This window comes from Sphaerochaeta globosa str. Buddy (assembly GCF_000190435.1).
In the GTDB taxonomy this organism is placed as follows: Bacteria; Spirochaetota; Spirochaetia; order Sphaerochaetales; family Sphaerochaetaceae; genus Sphaerochaeta; species Sphaerochaeta globosa.
The window spans coordinates 2,612,527-2,635,011 of the sequence record NC_015152.1; the positions used below are offsets into that span (position 1 = coordinate 2,612,527).

Here is a 22,485-nt window from a genome sequence, read left to right on the forward strand (position 1 = left end):
TCTATATCTACAATCATCGTAGTCTCTTTCGGTATCTTGTTTGCTATCATCCTAAGTCTTTCAACATTGGTATTCACCATATCAGTTCGGCACACCCTCATCCAATCAGTTCATGACAGCAATAAGAAGTTGGTCGACCAAGCTATAACTAATATTGATGCACTGAATGATTTGATTACTTCTGTTTCATTCTATATCGCGGGAGAAGCAGAGTTGCGGCAACTACTCAAGCATTTCCCCGAGGACCCCATTGAACAAATCACCGCCAAGAATGCTCTTCGAGCATACTTGACTCAACTCTGGATGAATCGTCCGGAAATTGTCGGTATAACTATCTATTTGGATGCTGTTGAAGAGATCAATACCAGTACAATAGGGCTCAGTTCTACCAAATTTCTTGAACATTACGGATGGTTAGAGCGGCTTGGCAATAACAGAGGAATCATTATCAATGCAGCTTCACCAATTGCCCGCGGGCCAATAGTTTTCAACTCACTCTCCTTGGTTAAGATTTATGACGAAAACAATCAAACACTAGGAATCCTTTCCTTTGAAATTTCTGCGAAAAATGTATACGCCCAATGTATAGAGCGCTCGTTAGCTTCCCCTAATTCGATTCTCTTCGCCGTCAACGAGGATATGACAATCGTCACACATCCTGAGTTGTCCTTATTAGGAAGTCCGGCATCTGCAATATATCCCCAAATTGCAAATGAACATACAAAGGGGGCCTTTACTACCACCTTTGAAGGAAGTCTCCATATTCAAGTGGTTAGCAGACCGAGCAAGTTCAAGTGGAAAGTGATCGAATTCATTCCGTTGCAAGATGTCATTAATTTTCGTCCACTCATCTATAATTATGCTCTCCTTGCCTTCCTCTCCATCCTTGTTTCATCCATGTTGACCTATCTTCTTACAAAGAGACTCACCAAACCGATTGTCGATCTTTCGCAAGCAATGACCAGCGAAACGCCACTGGATGCTACCCTTCCGACCCAGTTTCTGGAAAGGCAGAATGAAATCGGTACACTTTATCGTAGTTATAGAATGTTGACCGAGCACATTACTGAACTCATTAACAAGCTTCAGGATTCAATGGAAAACCAAAAACGGCTTGAGATAAATGCATTACGAGCCCAGATTAATCCACATTTCATGTATAATTGCTTAGATTATATTAATTGGAAAGCACAGGATGAGAAGGTGCCTGAAATCTCAAGGATGCTGACCAACCTCAGTCGGTTTATGAGAATCAGCTTAACTGAAAGCAATTTGACCTGCCCTCTCGAATCTGAGATTGAACATGTACGTACCTATCTGGAAATCTTTCATGTCCGATATGAAGGTGCTTTCACCTACGAAATTTCAGTAGATGCAAACCTACTTAAAATTCAAGTTCCACAATTCATCCTGCAACCTTTGGTAGAGAACTCAATCATGCATGGATTTGGCAAACACTTCTTAGATGGATACATCCATGTGAATGTTTCACGCAGAAAAGATTGGCTTTGCTTTGATATTGAAGACAATGGTAAAGGGATGAATAAAGAGGATTTCAAACAAGTAATCGCCTCCTCTGAATCGTCATCAAGAAGTGGCCTGAAAAATATCAATGACCGTATTCGGTACGTTGTTTCTCCTGAAGCTTTCACTGGCCTTCAGATTATAGAGTCTTCTGTAGGTCTTCATATTCACTTTGCAATCTGCTTAAAGAGGAAACGGCCATGGCAGACACGATAAGGGTACTTTTGGTGGATGATGAAGCCTATGTGATTGACGCATTGAAGCGTCATATACATTGGAACGAACTGGGCATGAAAGTTGTCGGTGAGGCGTATGATGGCCAGCAGGGAATTGAGAAAACCCTTCAGCTGAATCCAGACTGCATCATTACCGATATAACCATGCCACAACTTGACGGGATTTCAATGATTGAGCAACTCTATCAAATGAATTCGCATCCTTACTTCCTCATTTACACGGGATACGATGATTTTGATTATGCCAAAAAAGCTCTCTCGTATGGAGTCAGTGACTACATTCTTAAACCAGCCCTTCCTGAAGAGTTTGAAGCTCCTCTAGAAGCTATTTGCAACCGTATTCGAGAAGAACAAATTCGAATCATTGAACTAAACCGTCTTCAGAAGGATTTTGAGGAGAGTAAACAGCAACTTTTCCAGCCTTTTCTCGACGAATTGCTTGAAGGACGCATCCTCACCTATGAACAGTTTGCCCGAAAAGACCAATTCTTTTCCTCTATGTTGGCTGAAAAAGAATATGTGGTAATCGGAGTACATCTGGAAAACAGCCAAGACGCATTTGCTGAATTGGAGATGAAACAACAGTTGTATGCCTTGTATAGAATCAATTCACTGGTTTTATCACTCATTCCAGGAACGGTATACTCTCCTGGATTTAGAAGCAATACTGCCTACTTTCTCTGTGCTGATCAAACTGACTCGTATTCGTTGGACCAACTGGTGGGCCTATGCACCAGGATTCTTGATTTCTGCAATAAGATTGATGACCTCAATCTTACCGTTCGGATAGGAATCAGCGACATCGTTCATAGTTTTGAGGAAATCAGTACAGCTTTCAGCCAGACACAAATATGTATACGCGAAAGCTTGGACAATGAAGTAATGCAATATACCAACCACTGCATGAAAGGTAGTTCTTGCCCCCCCCTTTCATGGATTTTCGACAAGGACCAATTAATTGATGCAATACTTATCGGGAATATTTTGGCCGCACAGCAACTCTTGGAAAAGTTTTTCTCCCATGTTTCACGGCTTCCTGCTCCACAAGACATCTATTTGACACCACTCCTATCTGAGCTCATCGGAGCAACCACTGTCTCACTCCTGCAGCACGGCATCCAATATGATTCAAAAGCTTTTTCACTAGTTGTCCAGAAACATAGCACTATCCATGAAGCTCAAATCCACGTCAATGAATATATCCAAAGCTTGATTGGTTCCATCCAAAGCAGAGAACTTGCCAAGAACTATCAAATAGTCCATCGAATGATCGGCTTTACGAAAGAACACTTCTCGGAAGGTATTACGCTCACTGAAATCGCCGACCAATTACAGTTTACCCCGAACTATCTTTCAACCCTTTTTGCCAAATCAATGGGCACCAGTTTCTCACAGTATCTTGCAAAGCTTAGAATCTATAAGGCAAAGGAATTGCTCGATAGCGGAAAGTATAAAGTCTATGAAGTGGGGGATATGGTTGGATACAAAAATCCTGAATACTTTACCAAGGTGTTTAAGGAATTTGTAGGAACGACTCCTTCTGCTTATGCAAAATAATGCAAAGGTTAAGATTAGTAAGGTCTTTTGTAGAAAATCACCGGTACAGAAACGAAATACCCTCTGATATCCTTTGTTTAGTACCTACCAAGCAAAGACGAATTTGGTAGGACAAAAAGGAGAAAACATGAAAAAGGTCAAGGTCGTAGCAGTATTCGTCGTGTTGTTCGCTTGTTTGAGTATGCTTTTTGCCGCCGGCACCAAGGAAACGGAACAAATTTCACAGGAAAAAGTAAAAATCACTGTCTGGGGGCCACTTGAGAATTACAGCGATGTAGAAAAAGCTTCATGGAAATTCTGTGTCGAGGAATTCCAGCGTCGCTATCCAGAAATCGAGATTGTCAGCATCTTCTCCCCAGCAGGAACCGATTATCGACAGCAATATGACAAGGCATTGATGGCAGGAGAGGCGCCTACTGTTACCAACCTTCTTCCGTATGTTGATGTCCAGACTCGTGCATCAAACGGAATGATTGCAGACATCTCCAACTTTGTTAACAATTGGGACTTGAAAAAAATGGGCAAGGTTAATCCTGCTATGGATGAAGCTCTTCAGTACAATGGAAAGTGGTATGGTGTAATGGACTATATCTACCTGGCTGGTACTGTATACAACAAGAATACGCTACAGGCCGGTGGAGGAAATCCTGCCAACCTTCCGAAAACCTGGGCTGAATTTACCGCCCTCGGACAGAAAGTAACGGATATGAATGCTCCTCGATTCGGCTATTTGCTCGTTGGAATGGAGTGGAATGCCTGGCCCTTCACTCCATGGGTTTGGTCTGCAGGCGGTGAGATGGTAATTCCCAATGGTGACGGAACCTATCGCGTTGGATTTTCAGAGGAAGCAGGTATTGACGCTGCAATGCTCTGGCACGACATGATCTGGAAGTATCGTATGACCCAAAAAGATGTCTTAAAGTCATGGAATGACCTTCGTGACGACATGCACTCAGGTCGCGGAGTCTTTGCTTTTGGTCGTATGGACCACTTTGCAAGTGAAGCAGAGAAAAAGTATGGAATTCCGCAGGATAGTTTCGGGATTATTCCCATTCCTGCAAAGGATGCCAATCATCAACAAGCCTCCATCGCAGGTGGTAATGCATGGATATTCAGTCCCACAGCAACTCAGGCAGAGCTTGATGCAGCTTGGAAATTCGTTCAGCTATTCGATTATGATGAAGAATTCCAGGTAAAGAAGTGGGAATATGAGAATTCTATTGGTGGTATCAACAATAGAATACCCCCTCGCACTGACATGACCGAAAAAAAATTCTCCATGGCAACCAGCTGGCCGGAAGGTTGGGCGGCAGAGTTTGCTATCATCTCCGAGACTGCGCGTATGGAGCCTTGGTGTCCGAACTGGAACAACTTGAAGAATATTCTGGCCCCTGTACTACAAAAAATTCTGCTGACAGAGAAGCTTACGCGTGATGAAATACGTACCTTGCTGACACAGGCAGCAAATGAAGCGTACAAGCAGTATCCAGAAACATTCAAGAAGTAACACTATTGTCAAACCCATTCCGGGTTGCATAGGGCAACCCGGAATATCTTTCAAATTCACACATCAGGAACCAATCATGAAAAAACGACGATGGAATTCAGGGTGGCTATTTCTCTTGCCAGCTTTGATTGCTTTCATCATGTTCAAGTACTATCCTATCCTCTCTGGTATTACCATCAGTTTCTTTCGGTATCAGATTATGAAACCACCAGGAGTATTCATCGGTTTTGGCAACTATATCCGTGCTTTCAGAGATCCGTATGTACTCAATGCATTGAAGAACAACCTCGAATTCTGGGCAATTATGTTGATCCTTAATTTCTGGGTTCCTTTGGTACTCGCTATCATGGTGAATGAGGTGAAGAAATTCAAAGGTCTCATAAGAACCCTTTTCTACATTCCGGCTATTCTGCCCTCTGTTGTGGTCACTGTGCTTTGGAAATACATCTGGCAACCTGATTATGGCTTGGCTAATTACATCTTGGGCCAAGCAGGACTTCCTCATCAGTTGTGGTTGAACTCAACTTTCTTGGTAAAATGGTGCATGAGATATCCATATCTCTTCATATTTGCAGGACTCTCAGCAGGAATGGACTTTATTATTTACCTTGCAAGTCTGAACAATGTCCCAAAGGAGTTGTATGAATCGGCACAAATCGATGGTGCAGGTTTCTGGTCCAAATTATTTTCTTTGACACTACCCACCATCCGGCCGACCATCTCTATGCTTTTAATCACCAATACCATTGCAATTTTTAACTTATTCGATGAGCCAAAGATCATGACAGGCGGGGGTCCGGCAAAATCCACTGAAACACTGGTACTCTATGCCTTTGACAAAGCCTATACCGGTGGTGAGTATAGCTACGCCATTACGATAACAACCATTGCCTTTGTGATTGTATTCCTTTTGACAATACTACAGATGAGAATGCAGAAACGGGCAAACCGATAGAGGAGAAAATTCATGGCAATCATTCAGGATTCCGAACGAAAAAAGGGACAAGGTAAACGCATATATATTGCAATCATCACGATTCTTATAGTCTCGATTCCCTTCCAAATACTTCCTCACGCTTGGATGTTCTTTGGTATGTTCAAGGATAAGCTTGAGGTTATGGCATTTCCCCCCTCCCTATTTCCAAAAATCTTCCTTTGGAGAAACATCGGTGAGACATTCAGAACATTCAATCTCTGGAACAATATCAAGAATACCGTCATCATCTGTGGAGGGACGATTCTTGTACAGGTGAGCATCAGCTCTTTATGTGCCTTCGGTCTATCAAAACTAAGAATCAAGCATTCCGATTCCTTGTTGCTTTTCTTCATTGGGACCATGATGATTAGCAATCAAGCTACTATAATTCCAACTTTTCTCATGATGAACAGCTGGGGCTTAATCAATAGCTACTGGTCCATCATTCTCACCTTCTCGGCGTGGGGATGGATGGTATTTCTTTTTAAAAATTTCTTTGACACCATCCCTGATGCATTAATGGACGCTGCTAGAATCGATGGGGCAAATAGCTTCGTGATTTTTAGCCGTATAGTCTTCCCTCTTTCCCTACCCGTATTTTCAATCGCCATTCTCAATACGTTCAATGTGGTTTATAGTCAGTTCATGGTACCGTTGATGCTTTTACCGGCAAAAGACAAATGGCCTCTGATGCTTCAGATCTATACAGCCACTGTCTCCGCGGTTCCCTGGAATCAAATTATGGTACTTCTCTCAACTGCATCGCTTCCACTAATAATCATTTATATTTTTTGTCAAAAGTATGTAGTAGAAGGTATTGTGATGACTGGAATCAAAGGATGAGAAAGGAAAGTGGCTATATCCCTTGCATGAGAGAATGGGCTCATATCATCATCCATGAGCCTATCTCTTGGATGAAAATGAGCCTTTGGTTTCTGCTCTGCTCCCTCCCATTGATTACAATAGGTATTGGATGGGCTTTCATACTACTTATGGCCAAACAAGAGACTGAGGAAACAATCTGGAAAGCAAAAAGATTGTGGCTATTATTTTTTCATTCACCATCCCTTTGGAAGTCTTTCTGCATGGGTTTCATTGATATCCTTTTACTACTTTCAATTGGTTTATCCATCAAGAACATGATTGCGACTGAGACTCTCCTTTTATCTCGCTTCATCAACGCGCTATTCATCTGGTTTGATATTCTTCTCTTTCTCTCATCACTCTACCGATACCCGCTCTTGGTAGAACAACCCTCACTCCAATTCATACGTCTCTACAGTGAATCCATTCTTCTCTGTTTTACCAATCTAAAACTAACTTTGCTGATCAGTATGGCTATCATTACTATCATGGTACTTTCCGTGTTCATCGGAATTACACTCTTTCTTTTCCTTCCCGGAGGTTTGGCGCTGCTTGCTACAATTACGTTTCAGCAAACCAAATCCAATCACTATAAATGAACATATAAATTTCTTTTTTTAAAAATATCCTGGATGTTTTGCAGAGCCAATCTTATAAGACATATCTATATGCTAACTCAAATTCCCGACCTAATTATAACTAGGTCTCGTCCTCTTCCTGTTCGCTATCATCTTCAGGCTCTATTGGCTTCTCAAGATTCACTATCTTTCCCTTCCAATGATACTCTATCTTTAAGAGGCTGAAGATCAGCCTCTGGGCCTTGGTGGGCACCGTCCAGAGGTCCTTATAGGTACCAGTGAAGTGAATCCTTGAATAGGTGGAAACCTTGTTCAGCATGTCCTTGGAGTCCCAGTACTTCCTATCCCTCGGCTTGATGGCCGAGACCTTGCCTCTCAGATCGTTGAGCAGGATGAGGGTGATGAAGTTGACGAACAGCCTGCCCTTCATGGTCTTCTCTGTGTGCACGTTGAGCCTGTTGCAGTCCAAGAGGTTCTTCATGTCGTCGAAGTGGAACTCGATGTCGCATCTGCGGTTGTAGTGCTCCAAGGCCTTGGATGCATCTTTTTCCGCATTGGTGAGGATGATCCAGAACCCGCTGTAGCCGTTGATGTAGGAAGTGACGGCCTCCTCGTTCAGGCTGACCTTTCTTCCCCGCTTGGGCGTCTCCTTGACGGTGAAGTACGTCTCGTACAGGCCTTTGTTCCTTTCGACGATATTCCCGCTTGCAAGCTCCTCCTCGCACTTTCGCAGCCTGAGCATCAGCGATGCGATGTCCTGCTCCTTCCTGACGGGGTCGAAGTAGACGTGCCTCCAGGTCCTGCCGTAGGACTCGGTCTTGTAGTCGGTGACGCCATAGATGTAGGACTTGTCGTCCTCTGGGTTCCTGATGATGTTAGCCGGTCTTCTGATGGAGTCCCTGACCTTGTCAATCAATTCCTTCTGCCACTTGAGGCTGGAGGGTACGGGGATGGTGAACTTCTGTCCCTTCTCTGCTATGTTCCTGAGGTTCGCCTCGCTGTAGAAGCCCCTGTCGCCTACCAGGTTGATGTCCTTCACATCGAGCTTTTCCAGGTTGCCCAGCACATGGTCGAGCACGATGGAGTCCGCCATGCTGCCGAGCAGTTCCGAGTACCAGAGTGGGACGTTCGACGAGTGGGAACTGAGCAGTCCGAGATTGATCTGCCTCAGGTTCTCGTGGTCGCGGTTGTACCCCCGTTCCACATATGTATTGGTTTTACCATATGAGGATATGCTGGTGATATCGAACAGCAGTGCCTTTTTCTTCGCCTGCTTGTTGATCCAAAGCTTGAAGAAGGTGTTGCGCCTGTCGTCGGACAGGGAGGCGAGCAGCTCGCTGATGCGCTGCGAACAAAGGGCGCTGCCGTTGAAACCCCGGTCGTTCAGCCAGTCCTCGGCTCTGCTGAGGGCTTTGCCCTCGCAGACGCTGTACCTTGCAAGCTGGAGGATGGCATCGGCGTCATCTGTGCCGAAGGCTTCCTTCAGAACTGGTTTGATGCCGGTTTCCTTGACCACCTTGTCCAGGATGAGGTTCTGCCCCATCAGAGTGGTCTTGGAGACAAGCGGAGTCTCGGCCTTGACGGCCTGCTTCTTTGCCTGATAGTACTCGTTGTATATCTCATCGCCGTCGGGACCGAGGCGGCCGATGCACTTCCGCTTGTGCTCTCCGCGCTTCTTCTCGCTGTTCCAGAAGGCCTGGTCCTCGTAGAGGTAGGTGACACCGTTCTTCTTGTTGGTGACACGGATGATTTTCGTCGGTTTTGGATTGGCATCTATCATAGATAGAATTATACCTATGTTTAGAGCTTTTGTCACGCACTTTACGACATTATCTGCAACTATTTAAAAGAATTATCTAATCCCTAGATATAACTGAGACGGGAATTTGAGATGCTAAGCTATTATGATTGCCCTAATGAGATAAACAGTCTGCAATAGAAGCCAATAGTTGAAATCAGAGATTTCCATCATGTGTGATTTGACGTGGCAAAGCTCTCTATAGACATCAAGGATTCTGACATATTATTCAAAATTAACAAGAATAGGCGTTACTGGATGGCTTTTGCTACCTGCTTCTTTCAACAAGAACCGATAACCGGCTTGGTGGAGGCAGCCGCACCTAAAAGAGACTGGTTCATAACTTTCCGGAAGGAATAACTCGATAGAAATCATGCTTGATATTTTATAAAAACACATCAAGAATGTTACTCCTTCCATAATCACATAGTGAAATCTTGTCCTGGTATGGTGACACCCCTAACAAATATAGCAAAAGACAAGTCGCTCTGAGCCAATCGGCACACGAGTAGTCAGCTCATTGATTTTGCTAGGTAATCAGGCATCACTTGAACCATCACAACAAACCCTCAACTTCAGTCTACCAGCACCCTTCTCATGAAAGCAGCAGAATCAGCTGCCAACTTGTCTAGATCCGGATTCTCGATAACCTCGCGCCAGACTGAAATATCCTGACCAACCTGACCTCCGAAGGTTACAAAGGGCTCTTGGATTATCTGGCCGTCAAAGTGAATCTCATCCAAAGCTTCCCGTATCTCCGCCCATGGCATCCGACCCATACCTACCGGCTTTCTGTTGGTCTCCCCGCAATGAAGCCCTTTCATATACTTCCCTGCCATAATGATAGCCTCAGGTATAGAATCCTCTTCGATATTCATATGGAACGTATCAAGTAATAACCCAAGGTTGGGGCTGTCAATTGCGCTGACAAATGGCAAAGCCTCAGCAACCGTATTGAAAACAAACTGCTCAAAGCGGTTGAGAATCTCCATGTTGACAATAACATTATCATCTTCCGCTACTTTAGCCAGTTGCCTCATACTCTTGAAGCTCTGGTCAACATAGTGTTGTTTGCTTTCTCCTATCTCCAGTTTTTTTGGCCATGCGCAGTATGTGGAACCTTGGATTACTCCCCCACCCATCCTTCCAACAGCCTGGATTAGTGATGTCATGTATCTTAGCCCATTCTGGCGAATACTCTCATCGGGAGAAGAGACATCGTACTCAGCGCTGCAACCTAGTCCGTATGACAGTTGGATGCCTTCATCTGTGGCTGCCTTGGCTAGATCCAGCCTTTTCGACTCGGTCCAATCAGCCAGTATTCCACTGTGCACCTCGAGAATATCATAGCCGAGCTTCTTTACCTTAGGGACAAACGGAAAAAAATCCGCAACCCATTCATGTGTCCAGAATGCATAGTAGATACCAATCTTTCTCATTTGGCACTCCTTCTTAGCTTATGTAGTATCTTGTTGGAGATTTCTCTCCCAAAGAGTACAAGAATAATGATGGAGCCCCAGATTGCCGTGACCAGATAGGGGTCAAATCTCTTCAGATTCAAGCCTGTAGAAATTAGCTGCAGGATAATTGAGGCCATCACAGTACCAAACAGTTTTCCGAATCCACCAGTAGGCTTCACTCCACCAAGGAAGGTAGCTAGAACTGCAATAAGGACATACGACTCATAATAGTCAGCCTTGACAGAGTTCATCTGACCAATCATAACCATCGATGCAAAAAAGGACAGAAAGGCAGATAGAATATATTCGACGATTATGACCTTGTCAGTATTAACATTGGAAAACCTAGCAGCCTCTGGGTTGGCCCCCGTCATATACAGCTGTTTGCCATAAACTGTACGATCCAAAATAAAGTGAAGCACAAATACAACTACGATGAATAAAATGATTGATACAGGGATACCAATAACCTCCCCTACTCCAAACCATGTTATTTGCTCTGGAAATCCAGAAATGGTATATCCCATGGTAATGAGAATGCTCAGACCTTGTAGGAGAGTGGACATACCCAAAGTAACCAAAAGGGCTGGAATTTTCAGTTTGGAAATCAGCAGGCCATTAATAAACCCAATCAGAATACAAGCCAGTAGCCCTATCAAAAGTGCGATATACACCTGGCCATTGCTGGCATTCACTGTATCTCCCATGGTAAGGGACTTAAGTACCACATGGATTACAATACCGTTGAAATTAGCAGCAGCAACAATGGATAGATTGATTCCTCCGGTGAGCTCAGCTATCAGCATGCCGATGGCCATAAACCCAATAGTTGGCATTTGGTACATCATAGTGGTGAGATTCCTGAACGACAGAAACTTGGAGCCATTGAGCAAGTACATGAAGAGGAATATCGCTACTATGGTAATCAACAGCGAAAAGAACTCACTTTCCCTCATTCTCAGAAAAATATTCCTTTTGCTCATACAGCAGCCTCCTTGATGTCAGATGCAACTTTCACTCTGATAATCTGCCTCTTCTGCTGTATTTCTTGGGTAGCATTGAGGATAAGGCTGAGAATAATGATGGCGCCTGTGAATACGTTGTACCAATATGAAGAGATCTTCAAAAGAGTAAGGCTGTTATTCACTATCTGAAACAAAAGAACGCCCAAAATAGAACCGAGGACAGAACCTCTTCCCCCAGAGATTGAAGCACCTCCAAGAATGATTGCGGCGATTACCGCCATCTCAGTACCTACAATTGAATTTGGAATAACTGTCTGGACAATGGCCACGTGAGCTATTGATCCTATTCCAACTATCGCCCCTGCGATACCGTAAACCAGCATCGTGTTACGAAACATGTTGACTCCGACTCTTTTAGCTGCTGTTCGGTTGCCCCCAACCCAATAGATGGTTCTACCGAACGTAGTCTTCCTCAGCACAAAGTCAAGAATGACTGCCATGACGAACCAGAGTACCGTGACATAACTAAATCCATTGGGAGAACCAACAGCCTGTGCCACCTTGAATAATTTGCCATCAGCGAGCGGCCAGATATATTCTGGGATGGTATACAGCAATTTTCCCCTCGTAACCACATACATAAGGCCGTAGAAAAGATTCTGGGTCGAAATCGTTATGATGATGGCAGGCATCTTGAAATGGTCGATGAGAAAACCATTGAAAAGTCCCATCAAAGCCCCTACAAGGCTTGCCAAAAGGAGGGTAAGCAACAAATTACCGTGAGTAAACCAATTGACCATGAAATAGACGCAAAAATATTCTGTGACCTGAGCGATAGCTGTGAAGGATACATCGAACCCTCCGCTGATAATTATGATCAGCACACCCAATGAGAAGATACCCGTGACAGAACACGCCTTGAGCACGTTGGTTAGATTCCCATAGCTGAGGAATGTCGGTGCCATGATAGCAACAAAAGCAGAGTAAATCAGGATGATTACAGCTAGCAAGGCCTCTCGTTTTTTGAGTATATTTCTAATTTTTTCCATACTGCTACTTCCTAAATTGCTCGTTTCTGTTCATCAAGAATGCCCTTGATGTAATCATCATCAATCTCCTCAGGTTTATCCAGAATCCTACAAAGCCTTCCATTCTGCATGACCAGAACGCGATTGCAATTGGCAGTCAGCTCACGAATCTCATCAGAAATAAGAATAACAGACATCTCGTATTTCTCTACCATCTCATGGATAGTCTTAAAAATGCTGGCCTTTGCACCGACGTCCACTCCAACCGTAGGACCATCTAGAATCAGCACTTTCGGATTCATTTCCAACCACTTTGCCAACACAATTTTCTGCTGGTTTCCACCTGAGAGCGTCTTGACTTCCTTGAAAACATCATCAGTCTTGACTTTCACCTCATCAATCCAATGATTTGCTGTTTCAGTCATTCTGACTTCATCCAACAAGCCTTTTCTGGTGAATTTACTGATTGTGGGAAGTATAATATTATCCCTCTGGGAATAATCCATCACCAACCCTTGGGTTAGTCTGTTCTCCGGAACATAAGCAATCCCATGGGTCACAGCATCCTGAACACTTCTGATTGAAACACCTTGTCCATCGATCTCAATCTCCCCACTGTCTGCCGGCGCAATCCCGAATAAAGCAGTTGCAATTTCAGTACGACCGGAACCAAGAAGGCCTGTAAAACCAATAATCTCCCCTTTCTTCAAGTCAAATGAGATATCCAGGAAATTATTTATCTTCGACAGGCCCTTAACTTTCAACATATAAGAATCACTACTGATCAGCGAATCATCGACATGCTTTGTATAGACAGAAGAGGCTCCAACCATCAACTTCTCTATTTCGGCAATGCTTACATCGCTGATTTGCTTGATATCAATTACCTCTCCATCTCTCAGAATGGTAACTACATCACAGATTTCCATAATCTCATCAATCTTATGGCTGATAAAGATAATCGAAATGCCCTTAGACTTCAGCATACCTATGATTTTGAAAAGATTATTTATTTCTTCTCTCGTAAGAGCAGTGGTTGGTTCATCGAAGATTAGGAGCTTGGGGTTATTATTCAAAGCCCGGGCAATAGCTACCATTTGCTGCTTGGCCACAGGAATTTCTCCGACTATATCAGAAAGGCTGATATTGGCATCCAATTGATCTAAAAGGCTCTTCACCTCATCAGAGTGTTTCTTAATCGAGAAGAAAGCTTTCTTGTCCTTTATCTGGTTCGAAAGGCAGACATTCTCCAGGACGGTCAAGTTCGGAAACAAAGAGAAATCTTGATAGATTACACTGATGCCATATTGCATACCGGAAAGAGGTCCATAGGAAGCCATCGGCTCCCCATCAATAGCAATCTTACCCGTATCAGCAGAAAGAGAACCTGCTAGAATATTGATAAGAGTTGATTTTCCGCTGCCATTTTCGCCCACAAGACCGTGTATCTCTCCCTGCTTAACAGAAAACGAGATGCCCTTTAAAGCCTTGACCCCGCCAAATGCCTTGCTGCAGTTTTCAATAGCGATAAAATCCATCTGATTCCCTCTTTTTTGGCTGAATCGTATGAGTGAGGGCGGAGACTATTGGACTTCACTAATCCCTACACCGGTGTACAAGCTGCACAGAATATGAAGATTCGACCAACCAGATTCTTTTATTTATTGTACATGAATTTACGTACAATACCATACCGGTCCATGCGTTTTACAGAAAGGATCATGGCATAAATTGCTGCACCAACCAGATTCCAGCACCCCTGAATAGGCCCTTTTCATTCACGAGATAGACACTTTACATCGTCCACCAATCGTGAGAATTTCATCTATCTTTAGTCTAACTGACTCGCCGAATCCTGTACTCTTAAGTGTTATTCAGTTTAGGAATGTTGATGCCCGTTTTCCTAATAAATGTGCGGGAGGGGGGTTCTCCCAGTCCCGCACAATATAAATGAGTCAATACAGACTAGAAATTGTACTTGTCACTGTTTGTCTTATCGACGATTAGCGGGAAATCAAATATCAGGTTCATACCATCTACGGTTGGTTTACCAAGCCCGGGGATCTCGATGCCCTGCTTAATCTGATCACGCTTTCCATCGAGGACTAGTTTTGCTACATAGACCATAGCCTTCGCTGCATCTCCAGAGGACCAAAGGATGCATTCATCGATGGAATTATCCTTCAAGAACGGAGAGGCTTCAGCTGGGCTAGTGGTGCAGATTACGGTTACATCAGCTGTTCTTCCAACTTCTCTGAGAGCTTGTGCAGCACCTGGGCCGCCCTGACTTCCAAATCCGAGAATTCCCTTCAGCTTAGGATACACCTGGAGCAGCTCAAGAGTCTGTTGTCGAGCGGCATTCCTGTCTTCTGATACTGGGAATTTGCTGGCAACAAGCTTTAAGCCTGGGTAGTTCTTCTTGGCATATGCAATGGCTGCATCTGCCCAAATGTTGTGTGCTGGAACCGTCAGGGATCCTACGAATATTGCATATTCACCTTCTTTGGACCCTGTGATCCTCACGAATTCATCAATGAACTTCTCGCCAAACTTGACATTGTCAATCATCTCAATATCAAAGTCGGCTTCAGGCTGATTCGGTGACTCATGAGTCAACACAACGATTCCCTGCGCTCTAGCTTTCTTAAACGTCGGAACGAGCGAGTTCGCATCATTTGGAACTACAAGAAGAGCATTTACTCCAGTATTGATAGCATCTTCAAGTATTCTGACTTGCTCGGCTTCATCAGCCGCTGCGCTAGCCTTAAAATACACTTTTGCGCCATATTCAGTGCCTGCTGCAATACCATCGGCTTCATATGGCTCAAACCAAGCTGAAATCAGCTTCGGATTCAGAATCATCTCCGGCTCTGTCTTTCCAGCTTCCTTTGTACCCTGTGCGAAAAGTGAAAGTGCAACAAGTGCAATCACCATCACCAACAAAAATTTTTTCATACCTTTTTCTCCTTTTTGTATGATACTTCCACTTATAAAGTGTTTTTCTCCCTTTATTTACGTTTCAGGATACGTCCTTATTGGTGCAGGTATGGAGCCTGCATTACCAAGTTCTATGACAGTCCCGATTTTTTCCTCAGTTGATAAATAATAAAATTCGTCGTCTCCAATTTCTCCTGATTGAATGACTTCATAACCCTTCTTCTTCAGCTCAGCAATTTTTTTCTTGCAATCCTTGTAGTAGATTTTGAAGTGCTGGATACCACTTCTCCCATTGGATTTCTCAAGGAATTCGTTATAGATGCTATATCCATCAATCGGCTGCATCAGTTCGTATTGAACCGGCCCAATCCAGCACACGGCTAGCTTATATCTTTGCAGGTTGGGTTTCCCGCGATACATCGAATTACGTACAGTAGTTGGTCCATATTCATAGATGTCCCAAGGTCCCATACCAAAGTCTTCCCAAAGATGCTTCATGGCTTTGTCAATGTCAGTAACAACCTCTGCTATCTGACAGATATCTCCATCTTTCATATACCGTCCCCTTCTATTTTGCAAATGGTTTCAACAATCCTTCCAGATTGGTGTGTCTCTTATGCATCTTGTCTATGTCGACATGATTCTTCTCGATGATCATCATGGTAATGATGTCGGTGAACAGGAACATCGATTGTTCCAAGATTGTACACATCGGCTGAATTGACTTTACTTCACTTGGATCACCGAAAAATTGACCCGGAACCCTAACGGTGAAATCCGCTAGTTGTCCGATCTCATTCTCTGGATGAGGGCTAAGAATGCCGATAGTGGCTTTGGCTTCCTTGGAAAGCTTAACAATATTCATTTCTACATTGGTCATACCGCACAGAACCAATAATAAGTCACCCTCTCCGATACAGGGAGTGATGGTGTCGTAGACTATGTAAGCATCATAACCCATATGTCTCAATCGCATGGTGAAGCCTTGCATAGAGAGTCCCATTCTGCCCATGGCGTAGAGTTGGATGGTCTTAGCCTTATCAATCTCCTCAATTAAGCGTTCAACTTCTTTGATATCAATCCTGTCCAGAACCTGTCGGTTCTCCTCAAGTATCACTTCAGCAAGTTTCTTAAAATCCATCCTGCTACTCCTTTTAATTCATGCAAATATTTATATGAAATAACATTATTCCCTTGTATCTAGAATGAGCCACAATGTTCCTACCACATGATACCTTTTCACAGCTCAAGCAGCCTAATCTATCTGGTATCCTATGTTAAAGTATTACCATCACATTGCTATTATGTCAACATTTTTACCATTTAACTCTGCATTTGTGATAAAAACATTGACTATAACGATATTTTGGATAAAAGATGTGTTATAGATTTATTCATACCCGGCACATCGGGTGACTTGATCATGAATTAGATTGAATCAAGTATCTCAAGGCAATCCAATCAATAGGAGGAGGCTATCATGCCGGTAAAAGAAAAATTAGCCATCTTGGATTCATCGATTGGACAACTTGGATTTGTCGTAGAAAACGTACATGCCATGGTCAAATCTTACTATGAGAGTTTTGGGATTGGCGATTGGAAGATCTATACCTATGGCCCGCAACTACTAACACTAATGACCTATAAGGGAAAACCGACAAGCTATTCTTCTCGTATTGCTCTCGGCTATTTTGGTAGCACGAGAATCGAGCTAATTCAACCTCTCGATGGACACACAATCTACACCGACTTTATTGAAAAACACGGATACGGACTGCAGCACCTTGGCATCTATGTTCAAGATATTGAAAGTTCTCTTGCTATCGTCAAGAAAAGTGGAATCGATGTAATAATGGAGGGAGGCGGTTTTGGACTTGATGGAGATGGACATTATGCTTATTTGGACACAGAAGAAACATATGGAATTTGTTATGAATTGATTCAACGACCAATACGCCGCCACGAACCTGAAAGTGTCTATCCTTTAGTAGATGACACTTTTTTTCATGAATAAGATTATATATACTGAGCAACAAATGAACACTTTGAACAACAGACAGCAAAAAGAAGTAGAAATTGTAAACAATCTTCACTTCATTACCATCAAAGACTTAGCAAATACTCTCAACGTATCAGAAATGACTGCACGCAGAGATTGTGCACAGTTAGCAAATCAAGGGTTAATTAAGCAAGTTTATGGTGGTATTACGTCCAATATCCCAGGAAAGACGCCAAATTATATAGTTGATTCTGAAATCAAAAAGAACACGATTATCAAGGAAAAAATTGCAGCCAAGGCAATTAGCTTATTGGCGAAAGATGAGGTATTTTTTTTGGACTCAGGTACTACTGCTGCTGCAATAGCCAAATTGTTACCTCGTGATTCTTCCTATACAATTATTACTCCATCGTTCCTTGCAATAGAATTACTTGTCAAACTGGACCAATCATCGATTATTTGCCCTGGCGGCATATATTTGAATAAGCCACGAGTGTTTTATAATCAGGAATCTGCAAATTTACTTCGTCAATATCGTGCTAGTAAATGCTTCATCGGCGCTACAGGCTTTGATATCAATCAAGGGATTACCTGCGGTTATTTTGAAGATGTACCATTGAAACAAGCTATGCTTGATTGTAGTCAAGAACGAATCCTCATTATTGACTCAAGCAAGTTCGACAAAGTGAGTACATGTGTATTTACCAATCTCACAACTTTCTCAGCAATCATAACTGATGAAGGAATCCCGCAAGCCTATAGAGATTTCATTACATCAAATGGGATTAAGTTATATATTGCTTAAACTGAAACATCTCATGAGCTAGTTCACAATTATTTCACCAATTTAACTAGGCATGAGCATCTCATCATTGGGAGCTACCTGTATGAACAACAGTTTAGCTGCTGGACATTCAAATACAGCCAGTATCTAAAAGCCAATAGTGCTCTACAGAAAGGATTAGAATCAATTCTAACAAGATCTACCAAGCCCCGAAACCTTCTGTAATATCGGTACCAGGGAGAACATCCACATCCTCCGCAGGAATCACAAATCAAAGCCTCAAGCGGTGTGATTATTGTACATACCGCCCTTTTTGTGCATAGATTTCGATTAGATGTTGGAAATCCTTTCTATCTTGAAGGATGTGTTCCACAAACTCTCGGAAAGCGCCATATCCACCCTGTGTTTGGCATACATAATCGACTTCACGCTTTACCCAGATTGGAGCATTCGTTGGGCAACCAGAAAATCCCACTGCCCGTAGTAAGGGCAGATCGTTGAGGTCATCGCCAATATAGGCAACGCGTTCCATCGATATATTCAATTGTTCCGCTAGGGTCTTTCCAGTTTCCAACTTGTCAGACACCGCTGTGAAGATATACGGAGTTTTGAACTTTTTTCCAATTAAACTAGCCATTGGAAGATCTTCGGCGGTAATTATCCCTACAGGAATGTTGAGGTTTCTGCAGTACCTAATCCCCCATCCATCATAGACAGAAAACCGTTTCATACTCTCCTCGGTCTGGGAAAAATATAGGCCTCCATCTGTCCAAACCCCATCAATATCAGTCAATATCATATCAATTTGTTTCATTCTGCTCTCATCATTCCTTTCAACTGTTCATAGAGCTGTCTATACCTTCGATAGCCCTCATTGTACTGTAAGTGGTACTTTCTATTGTGAGGAATATGAAGGGCATGCACGAGCATTGTATCGATAATTGATTGATCCATCCCCCCGACTGCTATACCGGCAATAATGGCTCCTCCAAGGCAAGAACCGGGATGATTCGGAATATAGGCGACATCATACCCGATTACATCGGCAAGAATGGAACGCCAGAGTTTACTTTTAGAGCCTCCGTTGGTGATATAAACCCGTTTGACCTCTAGCCCCTGTTCAGCAAACACTTCAATATGGTGACGGAAACTGTATGCCACAGCCTCAAGAATTGCACGATATATATGCACCCTCGTATGAGAAAGTGAAAGACCGTAAATGACTCCTTTTGCATGGGCATCAAACAAAGGCGTCTTCTCCCCCATGAAGTAAGGCAGCACGATGACACCATCACTTAGCGGGCCTATATGCAGCGCTTGAACATCCATATCTTCGAATTCTGGAAGACTTGCTTCCTGCTTGAACCACTTTAAAAGGGATCCACTAGTTGCGGTGCATCCGTTTAGAACATAATGGTCACTTCCATCACATTGATAATCTATGAAAAGCCGTTTGTCGGTCACCAGGTGATCAACGCTGAATAAGATATCCCCGGCGCCACCCAGCTTGAGTACTAAATCCCCATTAGAGCGGGCTCCAGTCGAAAATGCAGAGGCTATATGATCTGCACTGCCAGCAACGACTTTCACGCCACTCGGGAACCCGGTCTTAGCACAAAATTCCTTAGTTGTCGTGCCCACTACGTCTTGTGACTTTCTCACTTCAGAAAGATAGGAGACATCAATAGAGCAGTAGGAAAGCACATCATTAATCCAGGCCTCTTCTCTAAGATTCCACATCCCACTCTCTAAAGCCCAGTTTCGCTCAATGGCTGCCATTCCGCACAATAGATATCTGATATAATCATAAGACCCCAGGATATGAGACATATGCGAAAAGAGATCTGGTTTGTGCTTCTTCAACCAAAGCAATTTCGGCCCGATATGTTGAGAGTTAATCATGCTTCCAGTGGTTTCAAACATCCAATCAGAGTCGAAATCACGTTGCATTTCCTCCACCTCGGTGATAGCACGATTATCCTGCTGCTGAATGGAATATCCCATCGGCCGGTAATCAGCATCAAGAGGAATAAGTGTGGGGACCATCCCTGTTACTCCGATGGCTTTGATTGAAGCAAGGTCTTCAGAAGAAAGGGATGCTATCAAAGCCTTGAAAAGGCTGTAAGTATGCTGTTCCCATTCCTCGGGATTCTCTTCTGCAAAACCTTCCTTAGACGTTAACAAGTCATGAGTGAGAGAATCGCTGAATACTATCGTCCCATCATGTGCAAGACAGAGCAGCTTAATAGCTGTAGTGCCAATATCAAGTCCAATATACAAACTTCTTTCCATGGATACGCTCCTATTGGGTTAGCAACTTTGGAAGATCGGAAAAATTTGAGATTGCAAATCCTGCCTCTGGAACAGATCCGAATCCATAGGTTGCATAAATAAAGGGGACATGTGCAAGAGAAGCGGCCTCAGCATCAAGCTGGGTATCTCCAATATAGATGGGATGGTCCAACGCATAAATCCGTACCAAATCTGCAATATTTTGATGCTTCGATAATCCATTCTCTTCTGAAGAACGAAAATCAATAAACAAATGAGCAAGATGGTAGGACTCAAGAAATGCCTCGATATACCCAGGCTGACAATTGCTGACAATGAAGAGTGGATAGCTTACAGATAGTCGTTCCAAAGTCTCTTTCACTAAGGGATAGAGCAAGTTGGTATGGTAGGCAATGTTCTGGTTCTCCAAGCCAAAGGCTGTTTCACATACCTTCCGCTGCACAGAGGAGGAATAGGATTGAACCAAGGTGGACCTAATGAAAGATGAGCTTCGTCCAAAACACAATCTCAGATTCTCTTCGGTAACATTTTCTGATGAGACAGAGTTAACCCGGCACGCCTCGTTCCAACAATGGAGAGAAAGTGGTAGAGGTGACCAGAGCGTCCCATCAAGGTCGAAGAGCAAGCTATCAACTTCTCTCATCGGCCTGCCCGTTTTGCGAGCCGTTTGAGCAACTTGAGATTTGATTCTTCCAATCTCTCGCATTCCTTCCGATAATCTACAGTGCACAGAAGCCGATCCTTCATCAACCATTTCCCACCAACCATCGAGTGGGTAACACTGTGGCCGGAAACAGAATAAACCAACTGGGTATACCAATCCTGTGCTCCCATCGGAACCCACCCGATATCGGAGAGGTCGAGCGCAATAACATCGGCAAGTTTGCCAGATTCTAAGGACCCTATCCTATCTCCTTGGCCAATAGCCTGGGCAGCATCGCGGGTCGCCATGGCAACAACTTCCTTCGGAGTGATGGCGTTGACATCACGTGCTGTATGGATGACCAACTTCCCAGCGGTAGCCATCTCCCTGAACATATCGTATGAATTACTGTTACAAACATTGTCTGTTCCAAGAAGGACCTTTACCCCAGCTAGTCTCATTTCTTTTACCGGAGCTGCAGCAAAACCGCTTCTCATTGCGGCAGAGGGGGCCATGACTGGATAGAAAGGGTGTTCCGCCATTATCCTGATATCCTCATTGCTGACAGTGATGGAGTGAGCTGCAAGAATTGGTATCTCCATGATTCCCATAGCTTCCATTTTCTTGATGGCATCACAGCCATAGGTCTTTCTACAGTAGTTATTCTCCTCATTGCTCGTGGCGAAATGAATATGGAATCCTGCCTTGTACTTCAAGGCAAGACGCATCTCTTCCTGGATCAACTCCTCACTGTTGTCCACGAAAAAAGCATGAGGTCCAATCCAACCAGTTATTCGGACATGGGTTCTGCATTGATTGAGAAAGTCGGTTGCTAGAGCCAGTTCACGTTCGCGTGCCTTCTTTTCCCCAAGTTCTACAATTCCGTAGGCAATGACGGCTCTCAAGGATGAAGCGTCGACTGCCTCGAAAATCCGATCAGCATAGAAATACTGGTCTACGAAACAGGTTGTACCCGTTCGAATCATCTCTGCACAGGAAACACCCACTGAGGCACTGGCCATGTCAGCATCGGCATCCATCTCGTATCGGCGAAGGGTGTTGATGAACCCATCCATCGTAAATAAACTGACACCCTCACACATACCGCGTGTGAGCACCATCGGGGTGTGGGTGTGGGCGTTAATCAAACCGGGCATCAAGAGATGATTGGGAAGATCCATTACCTCATCGTAGTGCTGGTTCGGAGCTTTTCCACTTCCAATCAGAACAATACGTTCATCCTCAACAACCAGATGTCCGCTCTCATACACATGGTAATCGTCATCCATGGTAACAATAGCTTTTGCCATAATCAAAGTACGTTTCATTTCAACATC

At 43.7% G+C, this 22,485-nt stretch carries 20 protein-coding genes; 8 read left to right on the forward strand and 12 right to left on the reverse strand.

The window, feature by feature from the left end:
* Positions 1-36: 36 nt before the first annotated feature.
* The 6 genes from SPIBUDDY_RS12190 to SPIBUDDY_RS16215 all read left to right on the forward strand — a co-directional run bounded on the left by SPIBUDDY_RS12190 (position 37) and on the right by SPIBUDDY_RS16215 (position 7,263).
* Positions 37-1,740: a sensor histidine kinase gene (locus SPIBUDDY_RS12190; protein WP_245523776.1), complete on the forward strand. Its 1,704-nt coding sequence runs from the start codon at positions 37-39 to the stop codon at positions 1,738-1,740.
* Positions 1,725-3,317, forward strand: a complete 1,593-nt coding sequence (locus SPIBUDDY_RS12195) for a response regulator transcription factor (RefSeq protein WP_013608069.1) — start codon at positions 1,725-1,727, stop codon at positions 3,315-3,317. The genes SPIBUDDY_RS12190 and SPIBUDDY_RS12195 overlap by 16 nt, the downstream gene beginning before the upstream one ends.
* A 127-nt stretch (positions 3,318-3,444) precedes the next feature.
* Positions 3,445-4,824, forward strand: coding sequence for an ABC transporter substrate-binding protein (locus tag SPIBUDDY_RS12200; RefSeq protein ID WP_013608070.1), 1,380 nt, complete (start codon positions 3,445-3,447; stop codon positions 4,822-4,824).
* A 76-nt stretch (positions 4,825-4,900) separates the two neighbouring features.
* Positions 4,901-5,779, forward strand: a complete 879-nt coding sequence (locus tag SPIBUDDY_RS12205) for a carbohydrate ABC transporter permease (protein WP_013608071.1) — start codon at positions 4,901-4,903, stop codon at positions 5,777-5,779.
* A gap of 12 nt (positions 5,780-5,791) precedes the next feature.
* The gene (locus tag SPIBUDDY_RS12210) at positions 5,792-6,643 is read left to right on the forward strand and encodes a carbohydrate ABC transporter permease (protein ID WP_013608072.1); all 852 of its coding nucleotides are present in this window, start codon (positions 5,792-5,794) and stop codon (positions 6,641-6,643) included.
* Positions 6,644-6,885: 242 nt separating this feature from the next.
* Complete coding sequence (locus tag SPIBUDDY_RS16215) at positions 6,886-7,263, forward strand: hypothetical protein (RefSeq protein WP_155816107.1); 378 nt, start codon at positions 6,886-6,888, stop codon at positions 7,261-7,263.
* A gap of 100 nt (positions 7,264-7,363) precedes the next feature.
* On the opposite strand, the gene SPIBUDDY_RS12220 is transcribed toward SPIBUDDY_RS16215, so the two are convergent.
* From SPIBUDDY_RS12220 to SPIBUDDY_RS12255, 8 genes are all read right to left on the reverse strand, one after another.
* The gene (locus SPIBUDDY_RS12220) at positions 7,364-9,022 is read right to left on the reverse strand and encodes an IS1634 family transposase (protein ID WP_013608074.1); all 1,659 of its coding nucleotides are present in this window, start codon (positions 9,020-9,022) and stop codon (positions 7,364-7,366) included.
* A gap of 593 nt (positions 9,023-9,615) precedes the next feature.
* Positions 9,616-10,479 carry a D-psicose 3-epimerase gene (locus tag SPIBUDDY_RS12225; protein ID WP_013608075.1) on the reverse strand — a complete coding sequence of 288 codons (864 nt, stop codon included), beginning with the start codon at positions 10,477-10,479 and terminating at the stop codon, positions 9,616-9,618.
* Positions 10,476-11,348, reverse strand: a complete 873-nt coding sequence (locus SPIBUDDY_RS12230) for an ABC transporter permease (RefSeq protein ID WP_245523777.1) — start codon at positions 11,346-11,348, stop codon at positions 10,476-10,478. Before SPIBUDDY_RS12230 ends, SPIBUDDY_RS12225 begins: the two co-directional genes overlap by 4 nt.
* Positions 11,349-11,479: 131 nt before the next feature.
* Complete coding sequence (locus SPIBUDDY_RS12235) at positions 11,480-12,514, reverse strand: ABC transporter permease (RefSeq protein ID WP_013608077.1); 1,035 nt, start codon at positions 12,512-12,514, stop codon at positions 11,480-11,482.
* 11 nt (positions 12,515-12,525) lie between these two features.
* Positions 12,526-14,031, reverse strand: a complete 1,506-nt coding sequence (locus SPIBUDDY_RS12240) for a sugar ABC transporter ATP-binding protein (RefSeq protein ID WP_013608078.1) — start codon at positions 14,029-14,031, stop codon at positions 12,526-12,528.
* Between the two features lie 427 nt (positions 14,032-14,458).
* A complete protein-coding gene (locus SPIBUDDY_RS12245) occupies positions 14,459-15,448 on the reverse strand; it encodes a substrate-binding domain-containing protein (RefSeq protein ID WP_013608079.1) in 990 nt (329 codons plus the stop codon).
* Positions 15,449-15,505: 57 nt separating this feature from the next.
* Positions 15,506-15,985, reverse strand: a complete 480-nt coding sequence (locus SPIBUDDY_RS12250) for a VOC family protein (RefSeq protein ID WP_013608080.1) — start codon at positions 15,983-15,985, stop codon at positions 15,506-15,508.
* 13 nt (positions 15,986-15,998) lie between these two features.
* Positions 15,999-16,571, reverse strand: coding sequence for a phosphoheptose isomerase family protein (locus SPIBUDDY_RS12255; protein ID WP_013608081.1), 573 nt, complete (start codon positions 16,569-16,571; stop codon positions 15,999-16,001).
* Between the two features lie 339 nt (positions 16,572-16,910).
* On the opposite strand from SPIBUDDY_RS12255, the gene SPIBUDDY_RS12260 reads away from it, so the two are divergent.
* Both SPIBUDDY_RS12260 and SPIBUDDY_RS12265 read left to right on the forward strand, forming a co-directional pair.
* Positions 16,911-17,444 carry a VOC family protein gene (locus SPIBUDDY_RS12260; RefSeq protein WP_013608082.1) on the forward strand — a complete coding sequence of 178 codons (534 nt, stop codon included), beginning with the start codon at positions 16,911-16,913 and terminating at the stop codon, positions 17,442-17,444.
* Positions 17,437-18,234: a DeoR/GlpR family DNA-binding transcription regulator gene (locus tag SPIBUDDY_RS12265; RefSeq protein ID WP_041380772.1), complete on the forward strand. Its 798-nt coding sequence runs from the start codon at positions 17,437-17,439 to the stop codon at positions 18,232-18,234. The genes SPIBUDDY_RS12260 and SPIBUDDY_RS12265 overlap by 8 nt, the downstream gene beginning before the upstream one ends.
* Before the next feature lie 271 nt (positions 18,235-18,505).
* Here the strand turns inward: SPIBUDDY_RS12265 and SPIBUDDY_RS12270 are convergent, their stop codons facing one another.
* Genes SPIBUDDY_RS12270 through SPIBUDDY_RS12285 form a run of 4 tightly spaced genes read right to left on the reverse strand, consistent with a single transcriptional unit; the run spans position 18,506 to position 22,476 of the window.
* On the reverse strand, positions 18,506-19,027 hold the full coding sequence (locus tag SPIBUDDY_RS12270) for a KdsC family phosphatase (RefSeq protein ID WP_013608084.1): 522 nt from the start codon (positions 19,025-19,027) through the stop codon (positions 18,506-18,508).
* Complete coding sequence (locus tag SPIBUDDY_RS12275) at positions 19,024-20,505, reverse strand: FGGY-family carbohydrate kinase (protein WP_013608085.1); 1,482 nt, start codon at positions 20,503-20,505, stop codon at positions 19,024-19,026. Before SPIBUDDY_RS12275 ends, SPIBUDDY_RS12270 begins: the two co-directional genes overlap by 4 nt.
* A gap of 10 nt (positions 20,506-20,515) precedes the next feature.
* Positions 20,516-21,259: an HAD hydrolase-like protein gene (locus tag SPIBUDDY_RS12280; protein WP_081454654.1), complete on the reverse strand. Its 744-nt coding sequence runs from the start codon at positions 21,257-21,259 to the stop codon at positions 20,516-20,518.
* A complete protein-coding gene (locus SPIBUDDY_RS12285; protein ID WP_013608087.1) occupies positions 21,145-22,476 on the reverse strand; it encodes an amidohydrolase family protein in 1,332 nt (443 codons plus the stop codon). The genes SPIBUDDY_RS12280 and SPIBUDDY_RS12285 overlap by 115 nt, the downstream gene beginning before the upstream one ends.
* Positions 22,477-22,485: the final 9 nt, after the last annotated feature.

Excerpts from the sequence above, each read along its gene's own strand:
- SPIBUDDY_RS12195 (WP_013608069.1), top strand. The coding sequence starts at position 1,725 with ATGGCAGACACGATAAGGGTACTTTTGGTGGATGATGAAGCCTATGTG.
- SPIBUDDY_RS12240 (WP_013608078.1), bottom strand. The coding sequence starts at position 14,031 with ATGGATTTTATCGCTATTGAAAACTGCAGCAAGGCATTTGGCGGGGTC.
- SPIBUDDY_RS12205 (WP_013608071.1), top strand. The coding sequence starts at position 4,901 with ATGAAAAAACGACGATGGAATTCAGGGTGGCTATTTCTCTTGCCAGCT.
- SPIBUDDY_RS16215 (WP_155816107.1), top strand. The coding sequence starts at position 6,886 with ATGGGTTTCATTGATATCCTTTTACTACTTTCAATTGGTTTATCCATC.
- SPIBUDDY_RS12250 (WP_013608080.1), bottom strand. The coding sequence starts at position 15,985 with ATGAAAGATGGAGATATCTGTCAGATAGCAGAGGTTGTTACTGACATT.
- SPIBUDDY_RS12210 (WP_013608072.1), top strand. The coding sequence starts at position 5,792 with ATGGCAATCATTCAGGATTCCGAACGAAAAAAGGGACAAGGTAAACGC.
- SPIBUDDY_RS12225 (WP_013608075.1), bottom strand. The coding sequence starts at position 10,479 with ATGAGAAAGATTGGTATCTACTATGCATTCTGGACACATGAATGGGTT.
- SPIBUDDY_RS12230 (WP_245523777.1), bottom strand. The coding sequence starts at position 11,348 with ATGATGTACCAAATGCCAACTATTGGGTTTATGGCCATCGGCATGCTG.
- SPIBUDDY_RS12280 (WP_081454654.1), bottom strand. The coding sequence starts at position 21,259 with ATGGTTGATGAAGGATCGGCTTCTGTGCACTGTAGATTATCGGAAGGA.
- SPIBUDDY_RS12200 (WP_013608070.1), top strand. The coding sequence starts at position 3,445 with ATGAAAAAGGTCAAGGTCGTAGCAGTATTCGTCGTGTTGTTCGCTTGT.
- SPIBUDDY_RS12235 (WP_013608077.1), bottom strand. The coding sequence starts at position 12,514 with ATGGAAAAAATTAGAAATATACTCAAAAAACGAGAGGCCTTGCTAGCT.
- SPIBUDDY_RS12265 (WP_041380772.1), top strand. The coding sequence starts at position 17,437 with ATGAATAAGATTATATATACTGAGCAACAAATGAACACTTTGAACAAC.
- SPIBUDDY_RS12245 (WP_013608079.1), bottom strand. The coding sequence starts at position 15,448 with ATGAAAAAATTTTTGTTGGTGATGGTGATTGCACTTGTTGCACTTTCA.
- SPIBUDDY_RS12260 (WP_013608082.1), top strand. The coding sequence starts at position 16,911 with ATGCCGGTAAAAGAAAAATTAGCCATCTTGGATTCATCGATTGGACAA.
- SPIBUDDY_RS12275 (WP_013608085.1), bottom strand. The coding sequence starts at position 20,505 with ATGGAAAGAAGTTTGTATATTGGACTTGATATTGGCACTACAGCTATT.
- SPIBUDDY_RS12220 (WP_013608074.1), bottom strand. The coding sequence starts at position 9,022 with ATGATAGATGCCAATCCAAAACCGACGAAAATCATCCGTGTCACCAAC.
- SPIBUDDY_RS12255 (WP_013608081.1), bottom strand. The coding sequence starts at position 16,571 with ATGGATTTTAAGAAACTTGCTGAAGTGATACTTGAGGAGAACCGACAG.
- SPIBUDDY_RS12270 (WP_013608084.1), bottom strand. The coding sequence starts at position 19,027 with ATGAAACAAATTGATATGATATTGACTGATATTGATGGGGTTTGGACA.
- SPIBUDDY_RS12285 (WP_013608087.1), bottom strand. The coding sequence starts at position 22,476 with ATGAAACGTACTTTGATTATGGCAAAAGCTATTGTTACCATGGATGAC.